At 45.0% G+C, this 24,130-nt stretch carries 15 protein-coding genes; 2 read left to right on the plus strand and 13 right to left on the minus strand.

The annotated features are described in order from the left end of the window. Positions 1-6: 6 nt before the first annotated feature. Positions 7-1,038, minus strand: a complete 1,032-nt coding sequence (locus ACKTT9_RS34290; protein WP_407869517.1) for an ABC transporter permease — start codon at positions 1,036-1,038, stop codon at positions 7-9. Positions 1,039-1,164: 126 nt separating this feature from the next. After that, positions 1,165-2,172, minus strand: coding sequence for a glycosyltransferase family 2 protein (locus ACKTT9_RS34295; RefSeq protein WP_407869518.1), 1,008 nt, complete (start codon positions 2,170-2,172; stop codon positions 1,165-1,167). 107 nt (positions 2,173-2,279) lie between these two features. Here ACKTT9_RS34295 and ACKTT9_RS34300 point away from each other — a divergent pair, with 107 nt between their 5' ends. After that, the gene (locus tag ACKTT9_RS34300; protein ID WP_407869519.1) at positions 2,280-4,790 is read left to right on the plus strand and encodes an O-antigen ligase family protein; all 2,511 of its coding nucleotides are present in this window, start codon (positions 2,280-2,282) and stop codon (positions 4,788-4,790) included. A 61-nt stretch (positions 4,791-4,851) separates the two neighbouring features. On the opposite strand, the gene ACKTT9_RS34305 is transcribed toward ACKTT9_RS34300, so the two are convergent. The 3 genes from ACKTT9_RS34305 to ACKTT9_RS34315 all read right to left on the minus strand — a co-directional run bounded on the left by ACKTT9_RS34305 (position 4,852) and on the right by ACKTT9_RS34315 (position 9,431). Next, the gene (locus ACKTT9_RS34305; RefSeq protein ID WP_407869520.1) at positions 4,852-7,806 is read right to left on the minus strand and encodes a DEAD/DEAH box helicase; all 2,955 of its coding nucleotides are present in this window, start codon (positions 7,804-7,806) and stop codon (positions 4,852-4,854) included. Further along, positions 7,803-9,065 (minus strand): hypothetical protein, encoded by a 1,263-nt coding sequence (locus ACKTT9_RS34310; RefSeq protein ID WP_407869521.1) that lies wholly within the window; start codon positions 9,063-9,065, stop codon positions 7,803-7,805. The genes ACKTT9_RS34305 and ACKTT9_RS34310 overlap by 4 nt, the downstream gene beginning before the upstream one ends. Positions 9,066-9,176: 111 nt before the next feature. Further along, positions 9,177-9,431, minus strand: a complete 255-nt coding sequence (locus ACKTT9_RS34315) for a hypothetical protein (RefSeq protein WP_127457279.1) — start codon at positions 9,429-9,431, stop codon at positions 9,177-9,179. A gap of 283 nt (positions 9,432-9,714) precedes the next feature. On the opposite strand from ACKTT9_RS34315, the gene ACKTT9_RS34320 reads away from it, so the two are divergent. Beyond that, on the plus strand, positions 9,715-13,953 hold the full coding sequence (locus tag ACKTT9_RS34320) for a GGDEF domain-containing protein (RefSeq protein ID WP_407869522.1): 4,239 nt from the start codon (positions 9,715-9,717) through the stop codon (positions 13,951-13,953). Positions 13,954-14,657: 704 nt separating this feature from the next. On the opposite strand, the gene ltrA is transcribed toward ACKTT9_RS34320, so the two are convergent. The 8 genes from ltrA to ACKTT9_RS34360 all read right to left on the minus strand — a co-directional run bounded on the left by ltrA (position 14,658) and on the right by ACKTT9_RS34360 (position 24,080). After that, positions 14,658-15,779: a group II intron reverse transcriptase/maturase gene (gene ltrA / locus ACKTT9_RS34325; RefSeq protein ID WP_407869523.1), complete on the minus strand. Its 1,122-nt coding sequence runs from the start codon at positions 15,777-15,779 to the stop codon at positions 14,658-14,660. 1,041 nt (positions 15,780-16,820) lie between these two features. Further along, the gene (locus ACKTT9_RS34330) at positions 16,821-17,798 is read right to left on the minus strand and encodes a glycerophosphodiester phosphodiesterase family protein (protein WP_407869524.1); all 978 of its coding nucleotides are present in this window, start codon (positions 17,796-17,798) and stop codon (positions 16,821-16,823) included. 1,068 nt (positions 17,799-18,866) lie between these two features. Continuing rightward, a complete protein-coding gene (groL, locus tag ACKTT9_RS34335) occupies positions 18,867-20,495 on the minus strand; it encodes a chaperonin GroEL (protein WP_127457281.1) in 1,629 nt (542 codons plus the stop codon). Positions 20,496-20,588: 93 nt separating this feature from the next. Next, positions 20,589-20,870 (minus strand): co-chaperone GroES, encoded by a 282-nt coding sequence (gene groES / locus ACKTT9_RS34340; protein ID WP_028553854.1) that lies wholly within the window; start codon positions 20,868-20,870, stop codon positions 20,589-20,591. 231 nt (positions 20,871-21,101) lie between these two features. Further along, entirely contained in the window at positions 21,102-21,860 is a 759-nt protein-coding gene (tatC, locus tag ACKTT9_RS34345) for a twin-arginine translocase subunit TatC (RefSeq protein ID WP_157317797.1), read from the minus strand. Between the two features lie 72 nt (positions 21,861-21,932). Further along, the gene (locus ACKTT9_RS34350) at positions 21,933-22,484 is read right to left on the minus strand and encodes a twin-arginine translocase TatA/TatE family subunit (RefSeq protein ID WP_407869525.1); all 552 of its coding nucleotides are present in this window, start codon (positions 22,482-22,484) and stop codon (positions 21,933-21,935) included. A 94-nt stretch (positions 22,485-22,578) separates the two neighbouring features. After that, a complete protein-coding gene (locus tag ACKTT9_RS34355; RefSeq protein WP_407869526.1) occupies positions 22,579-23,592 on the minus strand; it encodes a molybdopterin-binding protein in 1,014 nt (337 codons plus the stop codon). Continuing rightward, the gene (locus ACKTT9_RS34360) at positions 23,589-24,080 is read right to left on the minus strand and encodes a molybdenum cofactor biosynthesis protein B (protein ID WP_029197035.1); all 492 of its coding nucleotides are present in this window, start codon (positions 24,078-24,080) and stop codon (positions 23,589-23,591) included. Before ACKTT9_RS34360 ends, ACKTT9_RS34355 begins: the two co-directional genes overlap by 4 nt. Between the last annotated feature and the right edge of the window lie 50 nt (positions 24,081-24,130).

The following is a 24,130-nucleotide window of genomic DNA, read 5'->3' on the forward strand; positions in this document are numbered from 1 at the left end:
CCTCCTCTATAATACATCCGAGAAATGTGGTTTCAACTTTTTGAACAAAACAACTCCAACTAGGAAAATCAAGATTGTAATAGTCCAGAAATAAAAAGTTTGATTAAACCTCTCAAAAAACCACACGTGGTAAATAAGTGTGTCTCTAAAACCTTCTGAAATATAGAAAAAAGGGTTCATTTTAAAAATCCATTGAAAGTTGTCAGGTACTATTTCAAAACTCCACATAATCGGAGTCATCCACATGCCAATTTGTAAAATTATTAATATAACTTGCGATAAGTCCCTAAAAAACGGGATAATTGATGTGGTTATATATGTCACTCCTAATGCTAAAACTGCAGCACAGAATGAGTAGTACAACAACTGTATCCAATAAATATTTGGATAGAATCCGTATAAACAGAATATAAGAAAAATAAACCCGAGAAAAAACAAATGTACAAAAAAAGCTGAAAGTATCTTTACAATTGGTAGCACACTTATCTGAAATACCACTTTTTTCACCAAATAGCTATACTCTAACAAGCTGTTTGCCGCGGATGATACTGCATCTGAAAAAAAGAACCAAGGTACAATTCCTGCCACCAACCATAATACAAATGGAAACTCTTTTATTGGTGCCGATTTAAAACCGATTTGAAAAACAAACCAGTATAAAAAGATTGTAATGATTGGCTGTATAAAAGCCCAAACAATTCCTAAATATGAGCCAGTATACTTAGATTTGAAATCATTTATAGATAAACTAAAAATTAATTTACGCAATAGTAATAAACTGAACAATTCCACTCTCTTATGAATAGCATAAAGTATTGTTAGACTAATAACGAATGAAGCAATCAAACAAACAATTAATTGCATCACTATTAAGCTAACTTTTTGTTGAAAAAATAACTGATATATACCAAAGTTACTGCTAGTTTCGAGTAATAACTTATTATCTCCCTGGTGAACTTGTTGAAACATCGAAAGAGTGCTAATTAAAAGCAGAAAAATAATTGGAATTAAACCGATTAACATCTTTTTTTTCCTCATTGAAATCTCCTCGCGAAGTATATATGTTTATAACTGAGATTTAGTTTTTGTATGAAAATAAAGTTGCATGAAACCAAAAATCTCTACACTTTTCGAAAACCTATTTATTGAATAAACTAATCGTCTTTATTTCCTAAGTCTTTCTAAAATAATACAAAAGCATTTTTCACCCATTATCCATATTGCCACTTCGAATAAAAAGAGCACTGGGTCACTTTTAAACGTTTTTAGAAATGTAACAGTCATCTTTTTATTTTTTAACAAGTGTAAACGGGACTGAATTAAGGATGAAAATTGCTTTGCTAGAATTTGATTATTTTTCGACAGCGAAAGTTTTTTTTCAAGATAATCAATTCTATCTATTTGATCAAGTAATCTAGCCTTAATATAGTCATTCAAATTATGAATTGATTTCAACCGAGATTCGCCAATCTGATTCCCAGCATGAATCCTATACAAGACTAATGGTTTTCTAGAATAAGCAATTTTACCTTTCACAGCAGCACAAATTGCTAGCCAATGATCATGTACATAAATTCTTTTTTCAGGAAAAGGTATTGAGGCTTTTGCAATTTCAGAATCAATCAACATTGCACAACCGCTGACGCTATTCCTACTGACGAGATGCGAAAATGTATTTTCACCATATACATGTTTTAATCTAAAATTACTTTTCTTAAAACTTCTATGAATCATCAGATCATTTTCATTAATGAGACTTAAATCAGAATAGACTAGTTTACTGTCATTATCAATCGCTAGTCTCAACAGCGTTTCAACCTTTTCCGGCAACCAAATATCATCTTGATCACAATAACAAATAAAGTCGCCTTTGGCTTCTTTCGTTAATCGTTCAAATGTTTTGTTACTTCCAATATTCATCTTGTTTCGAAGTAGGGTTACCGAAAATTTAGTGATACAGCGTTGTGCTAAGTCTTGAATCTTAAAAAATTGCACATCATCTGCACTATCATCACAAATCAGCACCTCTATATTTTCATAAGTTTGGTGCTCTAGACTTGTTAATTGTTTGATAAGGAAAATTTCTGAGGGGAAATAAGTCGCTAATACGATAGAAACCTTTGGATTCAGTATTGTATTGTTAGCTATTGTAATTCCCCCTTTCAAAATCAAACATAAGATCAGATCGTTAAAATCATGAGACTCCTCGTTAATTGGAATTTTGCTTCCAGTATGCTAAAATAAAGTCGAACTTTAGCGAAGAAGGAGACTATTTTCTCATGAGTGCAAGTAAGAATGCCTACACGGCGTCGCGTGCAAAAGCGAATGGTACGATAACGACAGAGAAAAGCTCTGTTATCTTTTGGATTTTAATTGTGTTTACGGGCTTATTCATGTTCTGGGCGCCGTTTCAGCGGGCGTTGTTTAACGGAGGGACGTATGATTTCGAGCGCTCGATCTACTCGGCTTCGGTGTGGTCCTCCATCATTATGCTGCTGATTGCAATCCTGGCTTTCTTTGTTTTCAAGCTTAAGGATCGGAAAGATGTATTAACGATTCTAGTACTCATTATGCCTCTTACTTATGTCATTTCTTTGTCGAACTCGGGCTCACACTATTTGGCAACCAATATGGTCTATATCCAAATGCTGTATGCAACCTTCTTCATTTTAGGTGTATTTCTGACAAAAAACAAGCTTGGTGTGTCGATAGTTGCAAGTTTATTGATGATATCGGGATATTTCATTGTTTTATTCGGACTTTTGTACTGGCTCGGCAATGGAAGCTTTGCAGCACAACTGGTTAGCTGGTTCGCATTTATGGATTCACCGAATTTATACCGCGATGCGATCATGACGGACTCTAACGGTTTGCGTCTGACTTCCGTTTTCCAATACGCGAATACATACGCGGCTTTCTTAATTACTTTATCACTCGGAGCGTTGTTCTTCGTAGTGAAGTCTCGCAAGTGGCAAACGGTTCTCCCACATGCGTTTTTGCTAGTGCCCATCCTTGTTTCATTTTGGTTGACGCTTTCCCGCGGTGCGATCGTGGTTATTCCGGTTGTTTTCTTGATTATGTTGTTCTTCTTTTCAATCAGCAGACAGATTCTTGCTCTCCTTCAGTTCGGACTAGCTTTCCTAACGTCTATCCTGATTCTTCAAAAAGTAACGGATATCGGAATCGGCTTACAAAAGCAGCCTAGTGCTTCTGAATCATGGCACGGCTGGTCAATTCTGCTCATTGCTTCTGTAGTTTTCACTGTGGTTGCTATCGTTATACAGCTCTTCGTAGCTCCATGGTTAGAGCGAATTACCGCTCGTTTTGATGCAAAAAAATATGCCACTTTCATTCTTCCGGTAGCGGCTATCGTTGTTGGTGTTCTAGGTGCCATTCTAATCCTAAGTGATACAGGCTTCAAAAACATCCTTCCTGACAATGTAAAAACTCGGATTGAAAATATTAACTTCCAACAGCACAGCGTTTTGGAACGCGGAACGTTCTACAAAGACGCAGTTAAGCTTTGGACGGATTATCCGATCATTGGTGCCGGCGGGGGAGCCTGGGCTTCTTTATATGAGAAGTATCAAAACAATCCATACACTAGCCGACAGGCTCATAACTTCGCCCTTCAATATCTGGTCGAGACCGGAGCGCTCGGATTCCTGGCTTTCGTAGGCTTCGTAATTGCAGTCATGGTGTTCTATATACGAAGCTATATCAAAAGCTCACAGGAGAAACGAGATCTGCATTTCCTATTTTTCATTGTAACGATTTCACTCTTGGTCCACAGTATGATTGACTTCGATTTGAGTTATGTGTACTTGGGAGCTATTCTGTTCCTTGCTCTTGGTGGACTGCTTAGTAACACGTCTTCAGCACCGCTTCGTTTTAAAAACGATTCTGCTGTGATTCACAAATCATTCCCGGCGCTGCTGGCCATCTTGTCGCTTGTGATGTTCTACATTTCGGTTCAGCTACTCTCGGCAAATGGTTCTTATAAAGAAACGCTAGCGGTTATCAAAACTAGCCAAGATTACAATCAAATTATTCAACCATTAGACAAAGCAATCTCTTTACACCCTGCACATCCGGATTATTTGTTAACGGGCCAAGTCAGCAGAATTGGAATTCTGCTTCAGGTCTATAATCAAGTGCAGAAAGAAGATCCAACAAAAGCGGAACCTTTTTTCAATCAAGCCCAAGATCTAATGAATCAGCTGTTGAAAAAAGAACCGCATAATCGCGCGGTGGCCATGCAGCAGCTTAATATGCTTCTGATAAAAGGCAAGCACGAAGAGGCGCTAAACTGGTCGAATTCTCAGATTATTAATTACCCATGGTACACGGAGATGTACGAAAAAAGTATAACGCTGAATATCGATCTCGCGAATCAAGCAAGTGCCAAGAACAATACACAAGAATACAATAAAAGACTTGATGATGCTCTTGCCACTTATAAAGAAGTTCTAGCTCGCGTTGATTCCCTGAAAAACCTGCCTAAAGAGCAGGCACAAGGTCGTCCTTTTGCCGTAACACCAAATATGGCATTGAATGTCGGTCAAATCAGCTATATGCGTGGAGATTACGCTGGTTCATCTTCAACGATTCAACCTTATATAACAGATAATCTCGATGACCAACCGAATCGTACTCTGATTCGATGGTATTTGGCTGCTTTACAGAAACAAGGCAAGAACGATCAAGCCCTTCAGGATAAATTAATTGCTAAAGATCCTGCTGAGAAGCAAAACATTGAAGCGATTGTTACTGCAAGCTTTCCAAAATAGTAAAAAGAAAAGGCTGTCTCAAAGGTCTAATAGACCTGAGAGATAGCCTTTTTTGTATCCGTTATTTCTCCACCCACTCCCGGCGAAGCGCAAACAGCTCCCGCAGCTCACTCGTCGACATCTCGGTGACCCAGCTCTCGCCGGTGCCGACGATTTGATCGCTGAGGCCTTTTTTGCGTTCGATCATCTCATCGATACGCTCTTCGAGCGTGCCTAGCGTGATGAACTTATGCACCTGCACATCGCGGCTCTGGCCGATGCGAAAGGCGCGGTCCGTGGCCTGGTTTTCCACGGCGGGATTCCACCAGCGGTCGTAGTGGAAAACATGGTTCGCCGCGGTGAGGTTTAAACCGGTTCCTCCTGCTTTCAGCGAGAGGATGAAGATCCTGCAGCGCTCCGCCTCCGGGAGCGCGTCGTCCTGGAAGCGCGCGATCATCTCATCGCGCTTCGCCTTCGCCACGGCCCCGTGCAAAAACTGCACGGGTTCCCCCCGCTCCTGCGCGATCACGCGCTGCAGGAGGTGGCCCATCTCGACGAACTGGGTGAAGATGAGGCAGCCGCCTCCTTCGCTTCTTAGTTCGTCGATCATTTCAAGCAGGCGCTCCAGCTTCGCTGAGCGCACACCTCTCCCGGGGGCTACTCCGGCCCCCGAACGATCTCCTTCCTTCAAAAACAAGGAAGGATGATCGCAAATCTGCTTCAGCTTCGTCAATGAAGCCAGAATAAGCCCTTTCTTTTCCATCACAGAGAGACTATCGATTCTCTCCATCAAGGTTTGCACGACGTTCTCGTAAAGTGCACCCTGCTCGGGAGTCAAAGCCACATAAGCTTTGGACTCCACTTTCTCGGGCAAGCTTAACTGAATGGCCGGATCCTTTTTGACTCGCCTTAACAAGAACGGGCGGATCAAGCGCTGAACGCGCGAAGTCAGTCCCGGCGCGCCGTCGGTGCTTTTTTCAATAGGTCCCACGTAATGATGGTTGAAATGGCGCAATGTACCGAGATACCCTGGATTAATAAAATCAAAAATCGACCAAAGCTCGGTCAACCGATTCTCAAGCGGCGTACCTGTCAATGCGATTCGGTGGCGGGCATCCAGACCGCGAATAGCTTGAGATTGCTTGGTATAAGCGTTTTTGATATTTTGTGCTTCGTCCAAACATAGCGTATTCCAAGTCATGCTCGCTAATTCTTCTTCATCCATCAGAGCGATATTGTAAGAGGTTATGACAAGGTCCGCCCCTGCTATAGAAGCTTCGAATGCCTCACCCTTTGCGCGCTGCGTACCGTAATGGAGATGAATATTGAGAGACGGCCCGAATCGCTCAAGCTCCTTTTGCCAATTGCCAAGTACGGAGGTTGGACAAATGAGCAAGGACGGAGCCGTATTCGAAATAGGTTGTAACTCACCCTTCACAGCCAACAAATAAGCAATAAACTGCACCGTTTTCCCAAGCCCCATATCATCCGCCAAGCACCCGCCCAGTCCAATTCCTCGCAGAAATAGGAGCCACGACACCCCTTCCTCCTGATAAGGCCGAAGATCGGCCTCCAAGCCTTCAATCTGAACAAAAGGCAGCGATACACGCTGATTAAGCTTCCTTAGCAAGGTTTTTAAAGACCCGTTTAGTTCAAGATTAATCTTGAACTCTTCCTTCTGCTCAATGGTGGGTGGGGCAGGCTGCGCAGACTCGTCCGTAAGCTGCATCTCCAGAACGTCTCGAAAGGAGAACCCCTTTCGCTTCTCTCTCTGCCGCATCGCCGCTTTCATCTGCTCTAAGTCGGCAGGATTCAGCTGCACCCATCTTCCGCGAATGTAGATCAGTCTTTTTTTCTGCTCAGCAATCTGGTGGAATTCTTCCTCAGATAGATCGATACCGCCCAAAGCCACTCGCCAGTCGAACTGGATAATGTGGTCCATGCCAAACATCGGCCTGCGCGAAGTGCCTACAGAGCTGCGCACTTTCGCTCGCAGCTGAGGCCGCGTACGGCTGAGTTCTCCCCACCACGAAGGCAGGAAAACCGAGATGCCGGCAGCAGCGAGCAACAAGCTTGATTCCGTAAGAAACTCCCAGGCCTGATCGTCTGATAACTGCTCTACGATTTTCCCCTTCTGAAACTCACTTTCAAGCTGTGGCAAAATACGCAGCACCCGATTCGTTTGATCCTGGATGCTGGCATCCATGCCATCCTGCCATGCCGCAGGAACTCTCCCCACCAAAATAGTCCCCGCCGTGCTGAATTCCACGAAATGATTAGCATCCTGACGATCCTGCGCGATGAATCTTAGCCGCCAGTCCGCTCCGTTATCTTTGGCAGTCGTTGTGCCATCTACATACGTTTCCGCATAAGGTTCTACGAGCTGTACACAGATTCGGTAAGGTTTACCGTCTTGTTTCCAACCTATGGCCAGCAGCCAATCATCCTCTTGCATCCAGCCTACTTCGGAGGATGGCCCCTCTCTCAAAAGCACATTCCCCTCTGATAACCGCCTCCATGCCATGCCGATCTCCGAATCAGGCGATTCTTTCATCATTTCCAAGGATGTCGCATGGAACCAGTCAATCCAGAAGTCCTCATCCTGCGCCCCCTTATATAGCTGCTCAAGTTCTCCCAGCTTCGCACCTGGCAGCTGCGGCTTCCACCCCATACCGCCTTGAAGCCAATGCCGGAAAGACGGCATGTACCACCCGGCAGCTAGCACCTCACTAAATAGGGCAGCCCCTTTTTTCATCAAAAGCACATCTGCATCCCAGGATAATTTCCCATGCAATAATGTACCCGGATTAGCCAAATAGTCCAAGGCCATATAAGGTGACAAGACCAAGGCCTCACCGTACCCCGTTCGAATACTTTCAAGCTGCGTGCCGTAAAAAGACCCTTCATGCCAAGCAAATAGCAGCTTGCGCAGCGCGTAGCCGGGAACCTCGTTGGCCTGTTCTGTCTCTCCATAGAAGGCAAAACTCCCTGTAGGGAGCTTTTGCACGCGAATATGTACCTGTGACAAGCTGATCATAGCAGTAGCTTCCCTTTCCGTAACTCCTCTTGAAATGCGCGGTATCGCGAATACTGTTTAATAAGCTGCACCAAATACGCTTCAAATCTAGGCGTTTGTTTCAGCTTTTTGTAGGCAGCAGCCAGTTTTTTGAGGAGCTTGACGCCTTGTTTATATGATTCACGATTTTTAACTTGGAGAATTTCGTCTATGGCATAATGATACAGCGGCAGCAGCGCGTGAACATCGGCTTTCTCAACCATTTTCAACTGATTAGAGTCAATATCGAGGGGAGATATGCTTAAGCAAAGCATCAAATCTGCCCATGCCCGGTACTCCTCTTTCCCCAGCAAGAAGCGAGCGTAATGCCGATAACTGCCAGGAAGCTGCTCCACCATGGCTCTCCTGTACTCTTCATCTATGCCAATGCCCGCTGCCGCTTCCTCCCACAAATCAAAATACTCAGCAGCCTCATACGTCACTTCCTTGCGAATTGCAGGACCTAACCATCTGAGCCACTTCAGTAATCGATCCCACTTCTCCTCTTGCACAAAATCTCTTAGATAACCGAACCAATCTCTCGGCTCAATCACATCAGTCTCCGTCAGGACGCGATCCCATGCATTTTCGTCCTCACCGGACAACATATCGAAATTCGCTAACGCCAAAACCGCGACTTCACGCTCATTTTTACTTCTACTTCCATCTCCTGCAATCTTCCGCAATCTTACAAGCTCGTCCGCTATTAGCTCCTTTTCATACAACAATCCAGACCACAGCAGTTTACTGATCTCAAACCATTTGCCTCTGGCTTCCCTCGATTCCTTAGAAACCTGTACAGCCACATAGTCCGCAAGCTCTTTCAAATGCTCTGGATACCTTTCCTTGGCATGCTCCATATCGATACTACGCAAAACAGTGGTCAGTTGTCCCTGACTGTGCTTCGTAATTTTAGAAAAAAAGTAACCTGCATTATAAAAAAAGTCATACATGCCTGACTTCGCATCCGCCAAAGCATCGCATAGCTGGGTTAGATACAGAACAACTTGAATATCATAGATACCCCTGATTGTTAACTCCCAGTCGTCCGCAAACTGATTGAGCTGCCCCCACGCCCGCATATATAATTCCTCGACGCTAAAAGCGTTATATACTTTGGCATTCGCATATTGCTTATCGAAGTAAAGGATCCATTCCGCGCACGTTCCTGTCTCCTTCGGAGTGCTTACCGGACCCCGGGCCGTTAAATCAATTTGTGGTTTAGCATCTAGTTCGCGCATGCCCGACCTCCCTCGCTCAAAAAAGCTATCTATTCATTATACAGGAAAAGGCGGCCATCGATAAAAAAACCCTAGCTGGAATCTTCGCAGATTCAGACTAGGGTGTCACGATTATTTGTCGCGCAGCATGCCTTGGTGCGGATGAGGGTGAGTACCGCAATACTCATCTGTCTCTTCATACGTACACACATGTTCATAAACCGGTACACAATGATGTCTATTTACGATTTGAATCGGGTGAATAACTTGAACCTTTTGCGGGTGATAGAAATCTCTAACAATTCTTTCTGGACTTGTCATTATAGGGTCAGCTGGGGGACACTGAAATTGTTTTCCTTGGCTAGTTTGGTTCGGTTGATAAGCCATTGATTAAGTCAACTCCTCTTTAGGTTTGAGATAGTATACGTCTATGCCTAGTCCAAAGAATGTACCAATGCCTAGTTTTTCAATAATTAGGCTCATTTTTTGCAGGCCAAGCAGGTAGATGTCCAATCAGAACAAAAAATGACAGGCTCTCTGGCGTTTTCACCATTTCTATCTCCCATTTGGCGCTTATTTTTGTTACAATTGAGAAATCAGACCTATTCGATGGAAACATCCCCATCCCCTACATACACAAACCCTATACTTTAGAAGGAGAGGGAGTAAGATGAATACTACAACTTATAGAAATTTCTCGGAAACTCGACATCTAACTTACTCTCACACCTTTGACTATGCAGAAATGCATTTTAATCATAAGCTATGGTCTTACTTCCCTTATAAACAAATTGAGAGCCGCCTACTCTCCTGGGCGGATGCAGCTCAAGGAGACTTATTCCGTCAACCGACAAGTTGGAAGCTCACGGACGGAGATCTGATTGTGCAGCTGCCCTCTTTACCGGATGGCTTTGTGCCTTTTTCGCAATTGCACCATGAGCAGTTAAGCGATGAAACCAAAGCGAAGCTTCTTATCCCCCTTTGTAAAGCGCTTTCAATTTTGCATGATAAACAATTTTATATGGGCTTTCTTTCGCCGGACATGCTATTTTTCCATCCAAAAACACTAGCCATTCTAGTTGATGTTCAACCATTTCCCTCCGCCATTGAGTTCATCAATCACTTGCTGACGGACTATCCATACAGCTTATTTCCACGCTATGCGCGAAGGTTTCTTTTATCACGCGTTGCTGATTTTGAATCTATCCATTTGCTGCTGGAGTCAATGTACAACGGCCTTGTACCTGCGGCTTTGCAGCCTCTTTCCGAACGGCTTCATACGAAGCCTGAATCCTTTTTATTCGTTGACGAGATAGCTGCATCGCTGCTTGATTATTTGCATCTTCCAGCGGAGCCGCAACCTGCTACAGATATCCAAAACAGCTCAAAATTGCTCCACCCAGCCGCTTCTCCCATTACTCATGACCAGCAGGAGCGTTTTCGTGATTTTTTAAAATCCAATGAAGATCGACTGCTAGGTCTCATCTGCGAAGATGAGGCTATTCGTTTCGATTTGTACGCGCAGCACATTAATGAAGTCATTGAAAAGGGATATTATTTCAAAATTGTCTCGCAAGAACTGCCCTATTCCACCTTGCGTGAAGTGGTCTCCAGAACGCTGCACAGAGCTTACGATATTCTGCCGGAGTCCATTACGATGCTGCGGAACTTGGCGCGGAAATTTGACCAACTGCTCAAAAAGCACTATGAAGGCGACGACATCCTTTATCTGCTGACAGAGTGGCTGCATCAGTTTTTTATGTCGGTTATTCCACTTTTTCCCATTCAAAACTTTGTGTTCACCTTTGAGAACTGCGAGCACTTTGATGAAGATTCCCAGTTAATTCTTCTGAACTTCTGGAGAGAGCATGGCCATGAGATGAATTGCCTGAACTTCATTTTCAGCGGAAGCCGTATTCCTGCCCAGTTTGCAGAAGTGCCTTTCCAAATCCTTAACATGCATCATGCGAACCCTGCCATCTATGAGCAGTTGCTTGCTTCACAGTTTGGACGAGCAGACGTAGCTTTAATCGACCAGCTAAAAAACTGGCTATACGAAAATAGAATTAACGCAAGCCACTGCCGCATGATTTTGGAGGAGCTCGCCCAGTCTCATAGCATTCAGATGACCCGAAACGGTTGGATACCAACGACCCGATTTCATCTGGATTATGAGCAATTGAATCCTCTTCGCCTGATTGCGAAGCGTATTGCTGTTCTGGATGTAAAAGACTTAGAGCTTATGAGGCTGCTATGCTGCCTGCCTATGCCGGTCCATGCTGCCTCCCTCTTTACCGCAAATCGACTGGATGCAGGCAATATTCTGCTTTCGGTGACCAGGCTTGCAGAGCTCGGCCTTATGCATGTTAGCCGCAATGACAGTCTTTTTATTTCGAGTGAAATTATTGGACTGGTCCTGCAACAGCTGCCTGAGGACAAACTTGCGTCCTATTACCAAACAGCACTGAAATATCTATACAAGTATCGTCCATTCGCATTGCCTCAGTTGATCACGCTGTCATGCCAAGCAGGAGAATACAAGGTCGAATACTATTTGCTTATCAAATATTACAGACAAATTCGCACCCTGCTCTCTTACAGCCAAAAGGCCGAAATCTTGGAGCGCATCAAATATTTATATGAAAAGCTGGAAAGGCCTTACCTTGTTTTCCTGGATCGACTGCTTAGCCGCATGTACCATCTGCTCAACCAGTTCGCACTATCCGAACAATTGGCTTTAACCGTCTATGAACGAACGGGAACCATTTCAGACCGTTTTAGTTGGTTGTCTATTCGCATCATTCAAAATAATATAGATGTTTATCAACTGCGCGAGGAGCTTTTCCCTTTCATTTTTGATGAGAAGCAGCTGCTTACGGATCGAGTACGGGCCGCATTTTTGCTCAATACGAGTAATCTTTGCTTTCCGCTGCAGGATGAAGAAATGCATACCTTGCATAAGTTCTATACCGAAGTTGCTTATCCCAAACGTCATTTGCTTGCCCTGCGGCATTTTGCGGAAATTACGAATTACTATACGATCAATATGTTGATCCATTTTCCTGAAATGGAAGAATGGGCCTTATCGATTGCTGCAAAACTTGAACCGTTACTGGACTCCTCACCGCATACGGATTTGATGCTGCGTCTTTATGACGTTTATTCGTATCAAAGCAACAATAAAATCATCAATACGTATGTCTATCGCGGAATTGAAGGAGCCAAGCGCTCAGGATATACGATTAAGGAGCAAGTTGGCCATCTGAATGCGATGGAACTCTCCTTAAACCAAGGCGATATCGCCAGTTATTTGTATCATAAAGAACGCGTTCTACAGGTCGACAAGCTGCGTCGCAAGGATTTGGCCGAAAATTATTTGACCAATCAACTCTTATTCGCTCTGGAATGGGAGGAATGGGCGTTATTCCACCAGTTGGAGACAAGCCTCATTGAGCAGCAAATTACCGATTGGGGCCAGTCCTTGCTGGCCGTTTATCAGGGCTATGCCGCCTTTCGTCAGCAGCTACCGGTTCACGTTCCCGACTTTCTTGAGAATGAAAATCATTCTGTTTTACTTGAGGCGCTGCATCAAACAGGATTAGGTAACACCTTGTGTGCTTGCCAACTTTTTGAGCAGTTTATTGCTAAAAATAACGCTGGCCTTTACGCCGGCTGGGCTTATCGGGAAATGATTACTCTTCTGCTCAAACTGCATTCGGAAAGAGAACGAGTAGACCACTGGTTTGACCAATTTGAAACCTACTTGAAACAATACGCTTATGATGTCTTTTGGCCTGATTATTACAGGCTTTCAGCGGAGAGGTCGATGGCCGAGGGCGACATTCAGCCTGCCATGCTGTATTTGCGGCGCGCATTAAACGGCTATCAGATGATTCAGAAGGAAACGTGGCGCCCGTATCTGACAGCCTGCATGGAACAAGCGATTGCCCCTTCGTATGCGCCGGCGTCTCCGTCTATTTTGCAGGATGATTATGTGCAGAAAATGATGGCCGACCGCGAACAATGGCTGCTTCTTTCATTGGATTTGCAAATTATCATTGAACTAAGCGAGCAAATAACGGAAACGCTGGATCTGTCCACAACCATGCAAAGACTGACCAAGGCTTTATTCGACTATTTCCCGGTCATTCAACTTTCAATTACGTACAAGCTGCTGCATTATAAGCAAAAGGTTTTCGTCACCGCCTCGGGATTGCGTGATCATGACGAATTAATTGCCTACCAAACGCGAAGCGAAGATCACTGCGTGCTCGTCTTTACCCTGTTTCAGCGTGGCGATCAGGCGATCACCTTGCAAGTTCATGTCGATGGCATGACCAAAACCAAGCAGCAGCATATGGAGCACTTCCTGTCCTTCATCAAACCGCATATCATCAACGTACTTCTGCATCGCGAAATGGTCATTGATAACTTGACTGGCTTCTACCTGCGAGGTTATTTCATGGAGAAGCTGCGAGAAGAGTTTGAGCTTGCCAGCCGTTATCAGCTGGATCTCTCCGTCATCATGATCGATGTCGATAATTTCCGGAGAGTCAACGAATTCGGTCATCCGGAAGGCGACCGGGTGCTGCGGGAGATCGCCGATATTTTCCGGTTCAATTTAAGGAAAAGCGACATTGCCGGCCGATATGGCGGCGAGGAGCTTATTCTGATTTTACCGAAAACGGACGGCAAAGAAGCCCTCAAGATTGCCCATCAACTGCGTGGCGAAATTGAAAAAGAGTTCGCCTACGGGCGTCCATACACGATCACCGTTAGTGTCGGTGTTTCTTCTTTGGAACTGTGCCAACCTAGCTCTATTGAGCAGCTTATTGAGCAAGCGGATACCGCTGAAATTACGGCGAAGCGCACCGGGAAGAACAAGGTGATTGCGGCTTGGGAGTTGTGAGCGGGTGGTGAGCGGGGATGCGGGGATTGCTGTGCAGTCCCTACAATGTGGGAATGTAGTGCCGGAATTGCGGTACTGGGCATTATGGCGGTGCAACGCGTTACAATACAGAGCGGTATGGCACGGTGCGGTGCAACTCGTTGCAGTACAGAGCGATATGGCACAGTGCGGTGCAACTCGTTACAGTACAGAGCGGTACGATAACAGTGCGGTATGACGCGATGCAGTCGGAGCGGTACGGTACGACGAGCCTAACGGACTGAGATGCCGCTATTCGCCACTTTTGGGCTCAATTTAACATTTAACGGACTGAGGCGCCGCTATTGGACTTGAAACACCCATTTCCGCTCCATTTATTAGCGAATAACGTCTCTCCCGTCCGTTAGCTCCCGAAAAACAGCCGGAATACCAAAATAGCGGCCACTGTGTCCGTTAAAAAATGATCGACACTGTGATCATAAATCGAGTAGGCCCATGCGCATTTGCATGGGCCTCTCACAGATCCGGACATGCGGGTCATCGCATCCGGCTCCTCCAGATTATCCCCTTTGGGGATGAAGTTCTTTGTAAATCTCAAGTAGACTACTTAGACCCATTTCTTTAAACCATGCATTCGGCATCGCATTTTGGGCGTAGGTTGAATGGGAACTTCTCCATGCTGCCATACGAAGACCAGGTAGTTCTTTGTTATCCCAACCTCGTCTTCACATTTCACGGTGGAGTTTCTTCACTTTCCTCCAACTGCGTAGTTGTACAGAGCGCAAACGTCTTCTTATCCAGGAATCTAAGTCTCGAAATCGATTCCTTACATCTCCTGTTCCGAAATATCTGCCCCAACCCCTCAAGTATGGGTTTAGCTTCTCCTTCACCAACATCTCTACGCTCACGGTTTGGTTCCTTCTTGTAATCTCTTTTACCCGGTCTTTGAACTTCGTCATCGCTTTGCCCGAGGGCATCATCCTCTTTCCCGGCTTAAACTCATGCCCGAGAAAGATAAATGATTCTCTCTTGCTGTTTACAATTTTCGTTTTCTCCGGATGAACTTTAAGTCCCATTTCTTTCTCCAGTAAACCGATGACGGATTTCATCACGCGCTCCGCACCCTTGAGTGTCTTACAGCAGATCACAAAGTCGTCTGCGAACCTCGTTAGACGGTATCCTCGTTTTGCCATCGCTTGGTCTAACGGATGAAGGTAGATGTTGGCTAGTAATGGACTTATGACTCCTCCCTGTGGCGTTCCTTGCTCGTTCAAGCGGAAACTACCACTTTCTAGGACACCAGCCTTCAGAAACTTTTCCAGTAGCCCTAATACACTCCCATCGACAACTGTTTCCTTCACCATATCCATCAACCTGCCGTGCGGGATCGTGTCAAAATAAGATTTAAGATCCGCATCGATGACATAACGGTAACCGTCCTCCAGATCTTGCCGGATTTTCTCAAGCGCCATGTGCGCACTTCGTCCCGGTCCAAATCCATAACTGCAGTCCATAAACTTTGCTTCAAAGATAGGTTCCATTATGCGTTTTACCGCCGCGTGCACGACTCGGTCTCCCACGGTAGGTATGCCTAGAGGTCTTTGCGTCCCATCTGCTTTCGGGATATATACGCGCTTTACCGGCTTTGACTGGTACATCTTGCTTTTCAGCGTTTGCTGAAGCACTTCTAGATGGTGCTCCAACTTCGATTCAAATGCTTTCACAGTCATCTGATCGATCCCTGCTGCTCCACGGTTTCGCTTCACCTCTTTGAAAGCTTCCTCCAGGTTTGATTTTGCCCATATCTTGTCGATTAAGCTGTACCATTTTCGTCCTTCTTGCTTCATTACTCCTTCACGCAAGTCATTGTCCTGCCTTTGCTCTTCCTTGCTCGTTCTCCTTCCCTGCCAGTTACACGGTTTGTAGCCTTATGGCAATCTCCGTTTCACTGACGGTACTCGCCCCAGACGGCTTCTCCTTATGTTCATTCCCCGGATCTTCGCACTTCATGGCTCCCCGGCTTCTGTCCGGCACATGGCTTCACTCAATAACTTTTCTTCTCTGGTTTCGGGCTTTGCACAAGTCTTCGCCTTTTGAGTCGAAGCTTGCATCAACGATTAAAAAAAATTTTTTTCACGCCGACTCACTTGCCTTTGCGGCCTTTCTGGCAAGCTTTTTCGCTACTATCCCTACGTCTGACTTCTCACCATTCATAGCTTCTCCTTAACCATCGCGGTCTTGAAAAAAAAAAGTTACCTCCTTACGAGGAAACGATGAGATCTCCTTGGGTCACGTCAACCGACTTTCCCCAGAATCCAGTCCTCCTAACTTACAAGGCCAACGGTGGTATTGGACATTCCTTTTTTTGCAGGGTCATCCGGCCTTGCCAGCCAACATGGTTATGCCGCCTGTTCCGGGTTTTGCCTTCGCATCCTCCGCACCTATCCTCACGGACTAAGCACTATGCGTTAGCTATGTACTTCCGCCACCTCACGGTGTACTAGAGACTTTCACTCATTAGTCCACTGCGCTGCCAAGCGCTCAAAAAGAGGCTCCTCAGATTCATCTGAGGAGCCTCTTCAAGCTAGCAATGATGCAGAAGGGCGAAGCCCTTCTTACATCATGCCACCCAAATTGTATGTTGATAAAATATCCATAAATAGCCTATATTTATATAATTAGCAATTTTGAGGATAAGAGACATGCAGCCCTCCTTAAAAAGTACATACGTATACGCAATTGATGTGGAGTGCTTTATTGACTTCTTTGAGGATGGTGTGGTGGTCGTGGTACAAAGGATCTTTGGCTTTTCATCCTCACATCAATGTGGAAAACCCTCTCATTTTTTACTGAGAACTCTTTCATTCTCACTTCTATAGTTTCAATTATTACGGTACTAAATAGTCAGTGATAAAACCGTAAGCACCTTTTCCTGTCAACTTAATTACTTCTTCAGGATCATTTATAGTATATACATAAGTAGGTACACCAATAGCCTTCAAGCGGTTTGGCAATCCTGCTTCAGTTCTTTCAGGGCCCATATATACACCCTTGAAATTATACTTTTGCACGTTTTCAACAACCTGGTCGTCAGTCAGTTTATATGCACCTAGATTAAAGAACATATTTACGTACCCTAGCTGGCTTAAATAACCAAACTCTTCAAATCGATAAACCTGAACGATGATTTGATTTTTAATCTCAGGGTACTTTTCCTCAATTAAATTAAAGAAATCAAATACAATTTCTTTCATAACTTCAACGTCTGGTGTGTTCCTTTTAACGTCAATATTAATATGAATATCTGGGTGTTTTAGCAACCATGAATACAACATATCTAAATCCATTTGTTGATATCCGTTCACAAATTTGAGATTCATAAATTCAGCGTGACTCATTGAAGTTCCATCAGTTCCAGCCAATTTTATGAGGTTGTCCCATTCATGCAAAAGAATGTACTTGCCATCTGTAGTTTTTTGTATATCACAATCTAGTATTTTGAAGCCCTTCTTCAAACTTGCCTCAAAAGCATCCTGAGTTTCCGTATAATCGTAACCGCCAATCCCACCCCCAGCGTGAGGGATAAGATTATACAATGGCGAAGGGTCTTGTTTAAATACATTTACTGTATTAGTACTGGAATTCCATTTTATTTGTGCTCCGAGAGATTCTGATAGTCCTCTAATTGGTATCATTGTTTTATCATCAAGAATAATGGGCGGAACTTCGCTTACGACAGATTTTCCATTGACAAACAATTTAACTATCGGATTACCTTTATAATCCCCATTTATACTCATAGCACTTACTGATTCGCAAATAAGTAAACAAAAACCGACTACTATAAAAAAATATTTCCTTTTCACCTTTATTTCCTCCCAATATAAATTGATACGCTCGATTATACTATTATAACTTAAATAACTTAAATAACTTAAATGTTTATTACCATTTACTATATGATTCTTCATTACGCTATATGGTTTTAATAGTATTTTGGAGAAATGTAGAAGTGTGTAACAAAATTTTATGACGTATAGATTTCTATAAACCATTTATTAAAGATCGGAGTGTATTATTATTTAACTGGCACCAAGTTCAGGAACTATGAACTATGTTCTACTCCTTGTAAGTTACATCTTTTATGCTTGGGGTGCTTATGAGTTTTTATTAATCTTAATTATTTCTACATTAATTGATTATTTTATTGGATTGTTTATTTATAAAACTGAAAGAAAGAAAATTGGAGCTACAATCTCTCTATTATCATTAATTTGGGAATATTAATTTGCTTTAAATACTCAAAATTCTTCATAGAACAGTGCGATTATGCATTAAATACTTTAGGTATGAATGAGGTTCAATGGATTCAAATTGCATTACCGGTTGGGATTTCTTTTTTACTTTTCATAAAATATCCTATGTTATTGATATATATCGTAACAAAGCAAAACCTCTAGAGAATTTTGCAGACTTTGCATTATACATAACATTATTTCCCTAATTAATAGCTGGGCCAATAATAAGATTTGACATCCAATGGGGTACCACGCCAACATTGAATTAATATCTATTGTTCTAATATGAGATGAAGAAGCATAAGGCCTATCAAAATGAAATTAAGGATGGCATACCTCGAATTATGCCACGACTGCTGGAGTCTTAAAGATACGTTAACGTCCCACGCATTTCGTTATACACATACCTCTTTATTTGTTTATAAGACCGCTTTAAGGTTAGCAAAAAATTATAAAAATATGGCGATACATCCAAAACAGTTATAGCACATTACAAAAACAAAGAAAAAAGAGGCCTTTCAAAAGTTCGGTGAACTCATGAAAAACCTCTAATTTCGAATGGATGAGGTCAAAATGAGGTCAATTGACCTCACCTAACTATCAAAACCCATATATATCAAGGGATTTGGGCGATGATTACATCATGCCGCCCATTCCACCCATGCCGCCCATATCAGGCATGCCTGGTTTGTCTTTTTCTGGTTTGTCAGCGATAACCGCTTCAGTAGTCAAGAACATAGCTGCTACGGAAGCAGCGTTTTGAAGTGCGGAACGCGTTACTTTCGCAGGGTCAACGATACCAGCTTCGAACATGTTTACCCATTGTCCGGATGCTGCGTTGTAGCCGATGCCTACTTTTTCGTTTTTCAAGCGCTCAACGATAACGGAGCCTTCTTGACCAGCGTTAGCTGCGATTGTGCGAACTGGCTCTTCCAGGGAGCGCAGGATGATGTTAACACCTGTTTGCTCGTCACCGGAAGCTACTACTTTCGCTACTGCGTTGTATACGTTCACGAGAGCTGTACCACCACCGGAAACGATACCTTCTTCAACAGCTGCGCGAGTCGCGTTCAAAGCATCTTCGATGCGAAGTTTGCGCTCTTTCAGTTCTGTTTCAGTCGCTGCGCCAACTTTGATTACCGCTACACCGCCGGAAAGCTTAGCCAAACGCTCTTGCAGTTTTTCTTTATCGAAATCGGAAGTTGTTTCTTCCAGTTGGGAACGAATTTGCGTTACGCGTGCTGCGATGTCTTTTGCGTCGCCAGCACCGTCAACGATGATTGTGTTTTCTTTAGTTACGCGGATTTGACGCGCGCTACCTAATTGCTCAGGACGCGTGGATTTCAGATCCAAACCAAGCTCTTCAGTGATCACTTGTCCACCAGTCAAAGCAGCGATATCGCCAAGCATAGCTTTACGACGGTCACCGAAACCAGGAGCTTTAACAGCTACGCAAGTGAATGTTCCACGAAGTCTGTTCACAACAAGCGTTGCTTGTGCTTCACCTTCAACATCTTCAGCGATGATCAAAAGTTGTTTACCGGATTGAACCACTTTTTCAAGAACAGGCAAGATTTCTTGAATGTTGGATATTTTTTTGTCAGTGATCAGGATGTATGGGTTGTCAAGGACAGCTTCCATTTTATCCGTGTCAGTGATCATGTAAGGGGAAGTGTAGCCACGGTCGAATTGCATACCTTCTACAACTTCAAGCTCAGTCAAGAAACCTTTGGATTCTTCAACGGTGATAACGCCGTCTTTACCTACTTTTTCCATAGCTTCAGCGATAAGTTCGCCTACTTCTTCGTCAGCAGCAGAGATTGCCGCAACTTGTGCGATGGATTGTTTGCCTTCGATAGGCTTAGCGATGGATTGAAGCTCTTCCACAGCCGCTTTAACAGCTTTCTCGATACCTTTGCGGATAACCATTGGGTTAGCGCCTGCAGTAACGTTTTTCAGACCTTCACGGATCATAGCTTGAGCAAGAACCGTTGCTGTTGTTGTACCGTCACCGGCAACATCGTTTGTTTTGGTAGCAACTTCTTTAACAAGTTGAGCTCCCATGTTTTCGAAAGCATCTTCAAGCTCGATTTCTTTCGCGATCGTTACACCGTCATTCGTGATCAACGGGCTACCGAATTTTTTCTCAAGTACAACGTTACGGCCTTTAGGACCTAGGGTTACTTTTACAGCGTTAGCCAAAGCATCTACCCCGCGAAGCATCGCGCGGCGTGCATCTTCACTGAACTTAATATCTTTTGCCATGAATAGGAAACCTCCTCTTATTTAAACGATACATAGTAAGTAATAAAACGGAAAACCTAAGTAAAACGTAATGCCGATCTATATCCTGCTAAATTAGGCTAATACAGCGAGAATGTCGCTTTCGCGCAAGATCAACAGTTCGCGGCCTTCGTATTTCACTTCAGTTCCTGCGTATTTGGAGAAAATGATACGGTCGCCTTCGCTTACTTCAAGCGGAACACGAACGCCATCTTTCAACGCGCCTGCGCCTACGGCTACAACTTTACCTTCTTGTGGTTTTTCTTTCGCTGTATCTGGCAGCACGATACCACTTGCTGTAGTCTCCTCTTTCGCAACGGCTTCAATGATAACTCGATCACCTAACGGTCTGATCATGGAAAAATAGCCTCCTTTAGAAAATTGGTAATGGTGTGTTTCAAGGTTATTAGCACTCGAATGTGTTTAGTGCTAACAACAACTCTTATGATACTCATTCTGGGAGTAATTTGCAAGTCCTTTTACACATTTTTCGTACTTTCGAACACCCCCCTCATTCTACCCAAATGAAAAACAAATATTCCCTGTCGCAAAGAAAAACAGCCTGCACAAAAGTGACAGACTGTTTTCTTATTTGGGACCGAATTCCCGTTCCCATTCTGCATCCTGCAGCAGTTGTTTACGGTAAATAAAACGCGACATAAATACGCTAAACTCATACAAAACGATAAGCGGCAGAGCTACGAGGATAGCCGAAATGGCATCCGGCGGCGTAATGACTGTAGCTAAAATAACGAGCAGCATGTAGGCATACCGTCTGAATTTATGTAACCGTTTCGGGTTAAGAAGCCTGATTTTCGTCAAAAACATAACGACAATCGGCATCTCAAACACAAGTGCCAATGGCAAAATAATATTGAACATAAATGCAAAATATTCAGCCGCACCATACATCTCGGTGATATCGAGACTTTTGCTAATGGAAGAAGTAAAATAAAAAGCCATTGGAAAAACAACCCAATAACCGAACGAAAGACCTGCTAGAAAAAGCACAAATGCATAAGGAATATAAATGATCGAAGCTTTCTGCTCCGTCTCGCGCAGCCCCGGTTTAACAAAGGCCCATATATGATAAAGCGTAACCGGCAAGGTAATAAGGATCCCTACGGCTAAGCCAAAATTCATATATAATCGCAAAGCATCCCATGGAGAAAAAACATTCCAGCTAATCGTATCGGCCGGTGGAATATTTTTGAGGTATCGAATAACGGGTTTGGCGGAAATTAAACCGGCCACCATCCCGATGACCAACACAACCAATATCCACATGATCCGTTTACGCAGCTCACCAAGGTGCTCCACGAGTGACATTTCTTCGTTCGTTGACATATTTCACCAACCTGATCTAGTGAATCAAGCCTGAAAGACTGAACCACTTGTTATGCTAAAAAGAAAAATGAACTAGTCCGGTAAGCGGCGCGAATGACTTGGTTGAGCAGCCGCTGCCGGCGTTGCAGGTGTAGATGTCGCACGCTGTGCGGAGGAATCCTCCGCCAAGTCAGCCAACTCAGGCCCGGGCGCGCTCGACATGAACGCCACAGCTGCTTTCTCGGCAGTCTGTGCGGCTGCAGGCGCCGCTGACGATGCGTCAGCCTTATCCAAGGCTGGAGCGCTCGTCGCGAAAGCGACAACAGCTGGTGCTGGAGACGCAGGCGATGCATCAGCCTCGCCCAAGGCCGAGCCACTCGCGAAAGCAACAACAGCAGCCGGCGCTTGCTCCTCGGCTACTTGGCCCTCGGCAGCAGCGCTAGCCTGCGGAGCTTGCTGAACCGCCGCAGGTGCAGGTGATGCCGCTTTCGGCTCATCATTCATGAGCTCATACGCACCTTTCTTGAAATCCCTGAGCGTACGTCCCAGCACACGGCCAATCTCAGGCAGCTTGTTAGGTCCGAACAACACTAACGCAACGACCGCAATCAATAATAACTCGGTAAAACCGATATTTTGAAACATGTCTTTCATCTCCATCATGTATTGCTTTACGAACAAAAGTGCTCAGCTGAAAACGACACGACATTTAAACGGAAAATATCCCGTTAATTAACCACTAACACTGATAAAACCCGCCATACCCCATCTCCGTAATGTCGCTGCGCACAATCGTCTCGCCTGCGCAAATACGCGGCAGCAGCACATCAAAGGACGTATACGGGTCATGCATCACGCAACCCGGCAAGCCCATGATCGGCACATCGCCCAGATAGGCGATCATCAGCATCGAGCCCGGCAGCATCGGCGTGCCGTAGCTGACCACGCGGGCGCCGGCTTGCTTGATCGCGCCGGGCGTGCGGTCATCCGGGTCCACGGACATGCCGCCCGTGACCAAAACCAGATCCACGTTCTGCGCAAGCAGCGCGTGGATCTCACCAACAATCGCTTCGCTATCGTCGAGCGCGAAGCGTTGATCTACCACCTCGGAGCCAAGCTGCGCGACTTTCTCCTTCACCACCGGGCCGAATTTATCCTGGATTCGGCCCTTGAACACCTCGCTGCCCGTCGTCACGACGCCAACGCGCAGCTTACGAAACGGCTTCACCTCAAGCAAGGTGAAGCCCTCCGCACGGCGAGCGGCGGCAATCCGCTCGACCTCCACGACCTTCGCTTCGTCCACAATCAGCGGGATCACCCGCGTGCCGACCAGCGAAGCGCCTGCCTCCACGACCACGCCGCTGCGGATGGTCGACATCACCACCTCGTCGATTGCGTTCACGCTGTCGACGAAAGCTTTATCGATTCGGACTAAGCCCCGAATCGGCGATTTCACGTTCACTTTGCCTTCATGCGGCTCCGTAAGAATGAGCTCGTCGCCCGCTATCGCTCTCGCCATCCGCTGCGCGGCTTCATCCTCATGCAGGTAGCCCGGCTGCAGCTCCATCGCGTAAATATGCTCTTTGCCAATGCTGAGAAGTGCAGGAATATCCGCCTCAGTCACCTGGTGGCCTTTGCGGAACAGCCGGCCTTTGAACTCGCCCGGCAAAATCTGCGTCAGATCATGCGGCAGGATCATCCCAACGGCATCCTCCACCTTCACTTCGCGCAGCATGGACTCCTGCTTGCTCATCCGTGGTCACCTTCTTTGCCTGTCAGAATCCCCAGCGCATGCGGCAGCTGATCGATGATCGCCATGAGATTCTCCTGCACACCTTTGGGACTGCCTGGCAAATTAATAATCAACGTGCGGCCGCGAATACCCGATACCGCTCTGGACAGCATCGCTTTCCTCGTCTTCTGCATGGAAATCATCCGCATCGCTTCGGCAAAACCCGGAGCAACCCGGTCAATGACATTCAGCGTTGCTTCCGGCGTCACATCGCGAGGCGCCAGCCCCGTCCCGCCTGTTGTTAAAATCAGATCAGCCTGATAATAGTCCGTCATTTCTATTAATGAAGCCATAATTTCATCCATCTCGTCCGGTACAACACGGTACTCGATGATCTCGCCTTGAATCTCTTCTTCAATGAGCTCGCGGATTACCTGAGCGCTGGTGTCTTCTCGTTCTCCTCGGTAACCGCGGTCACTGGCTGTCAAAATCGCAACTTTCCAGTGCATCCTTCGTCACCTCTCCCTTGTTAACTGAATGAGATAACCCCTACTACGGA

The sequence above is a fragment of the Paenibacillus sp. P36 genome (assembly GCF_045866505.1).
Classification (GTDB): Bacteria; Bacillota; Bacilli; order Paenibacillales; family NBRC-103111; genus Paenibacillus_E; species Paenibacillus_E chondroitinus.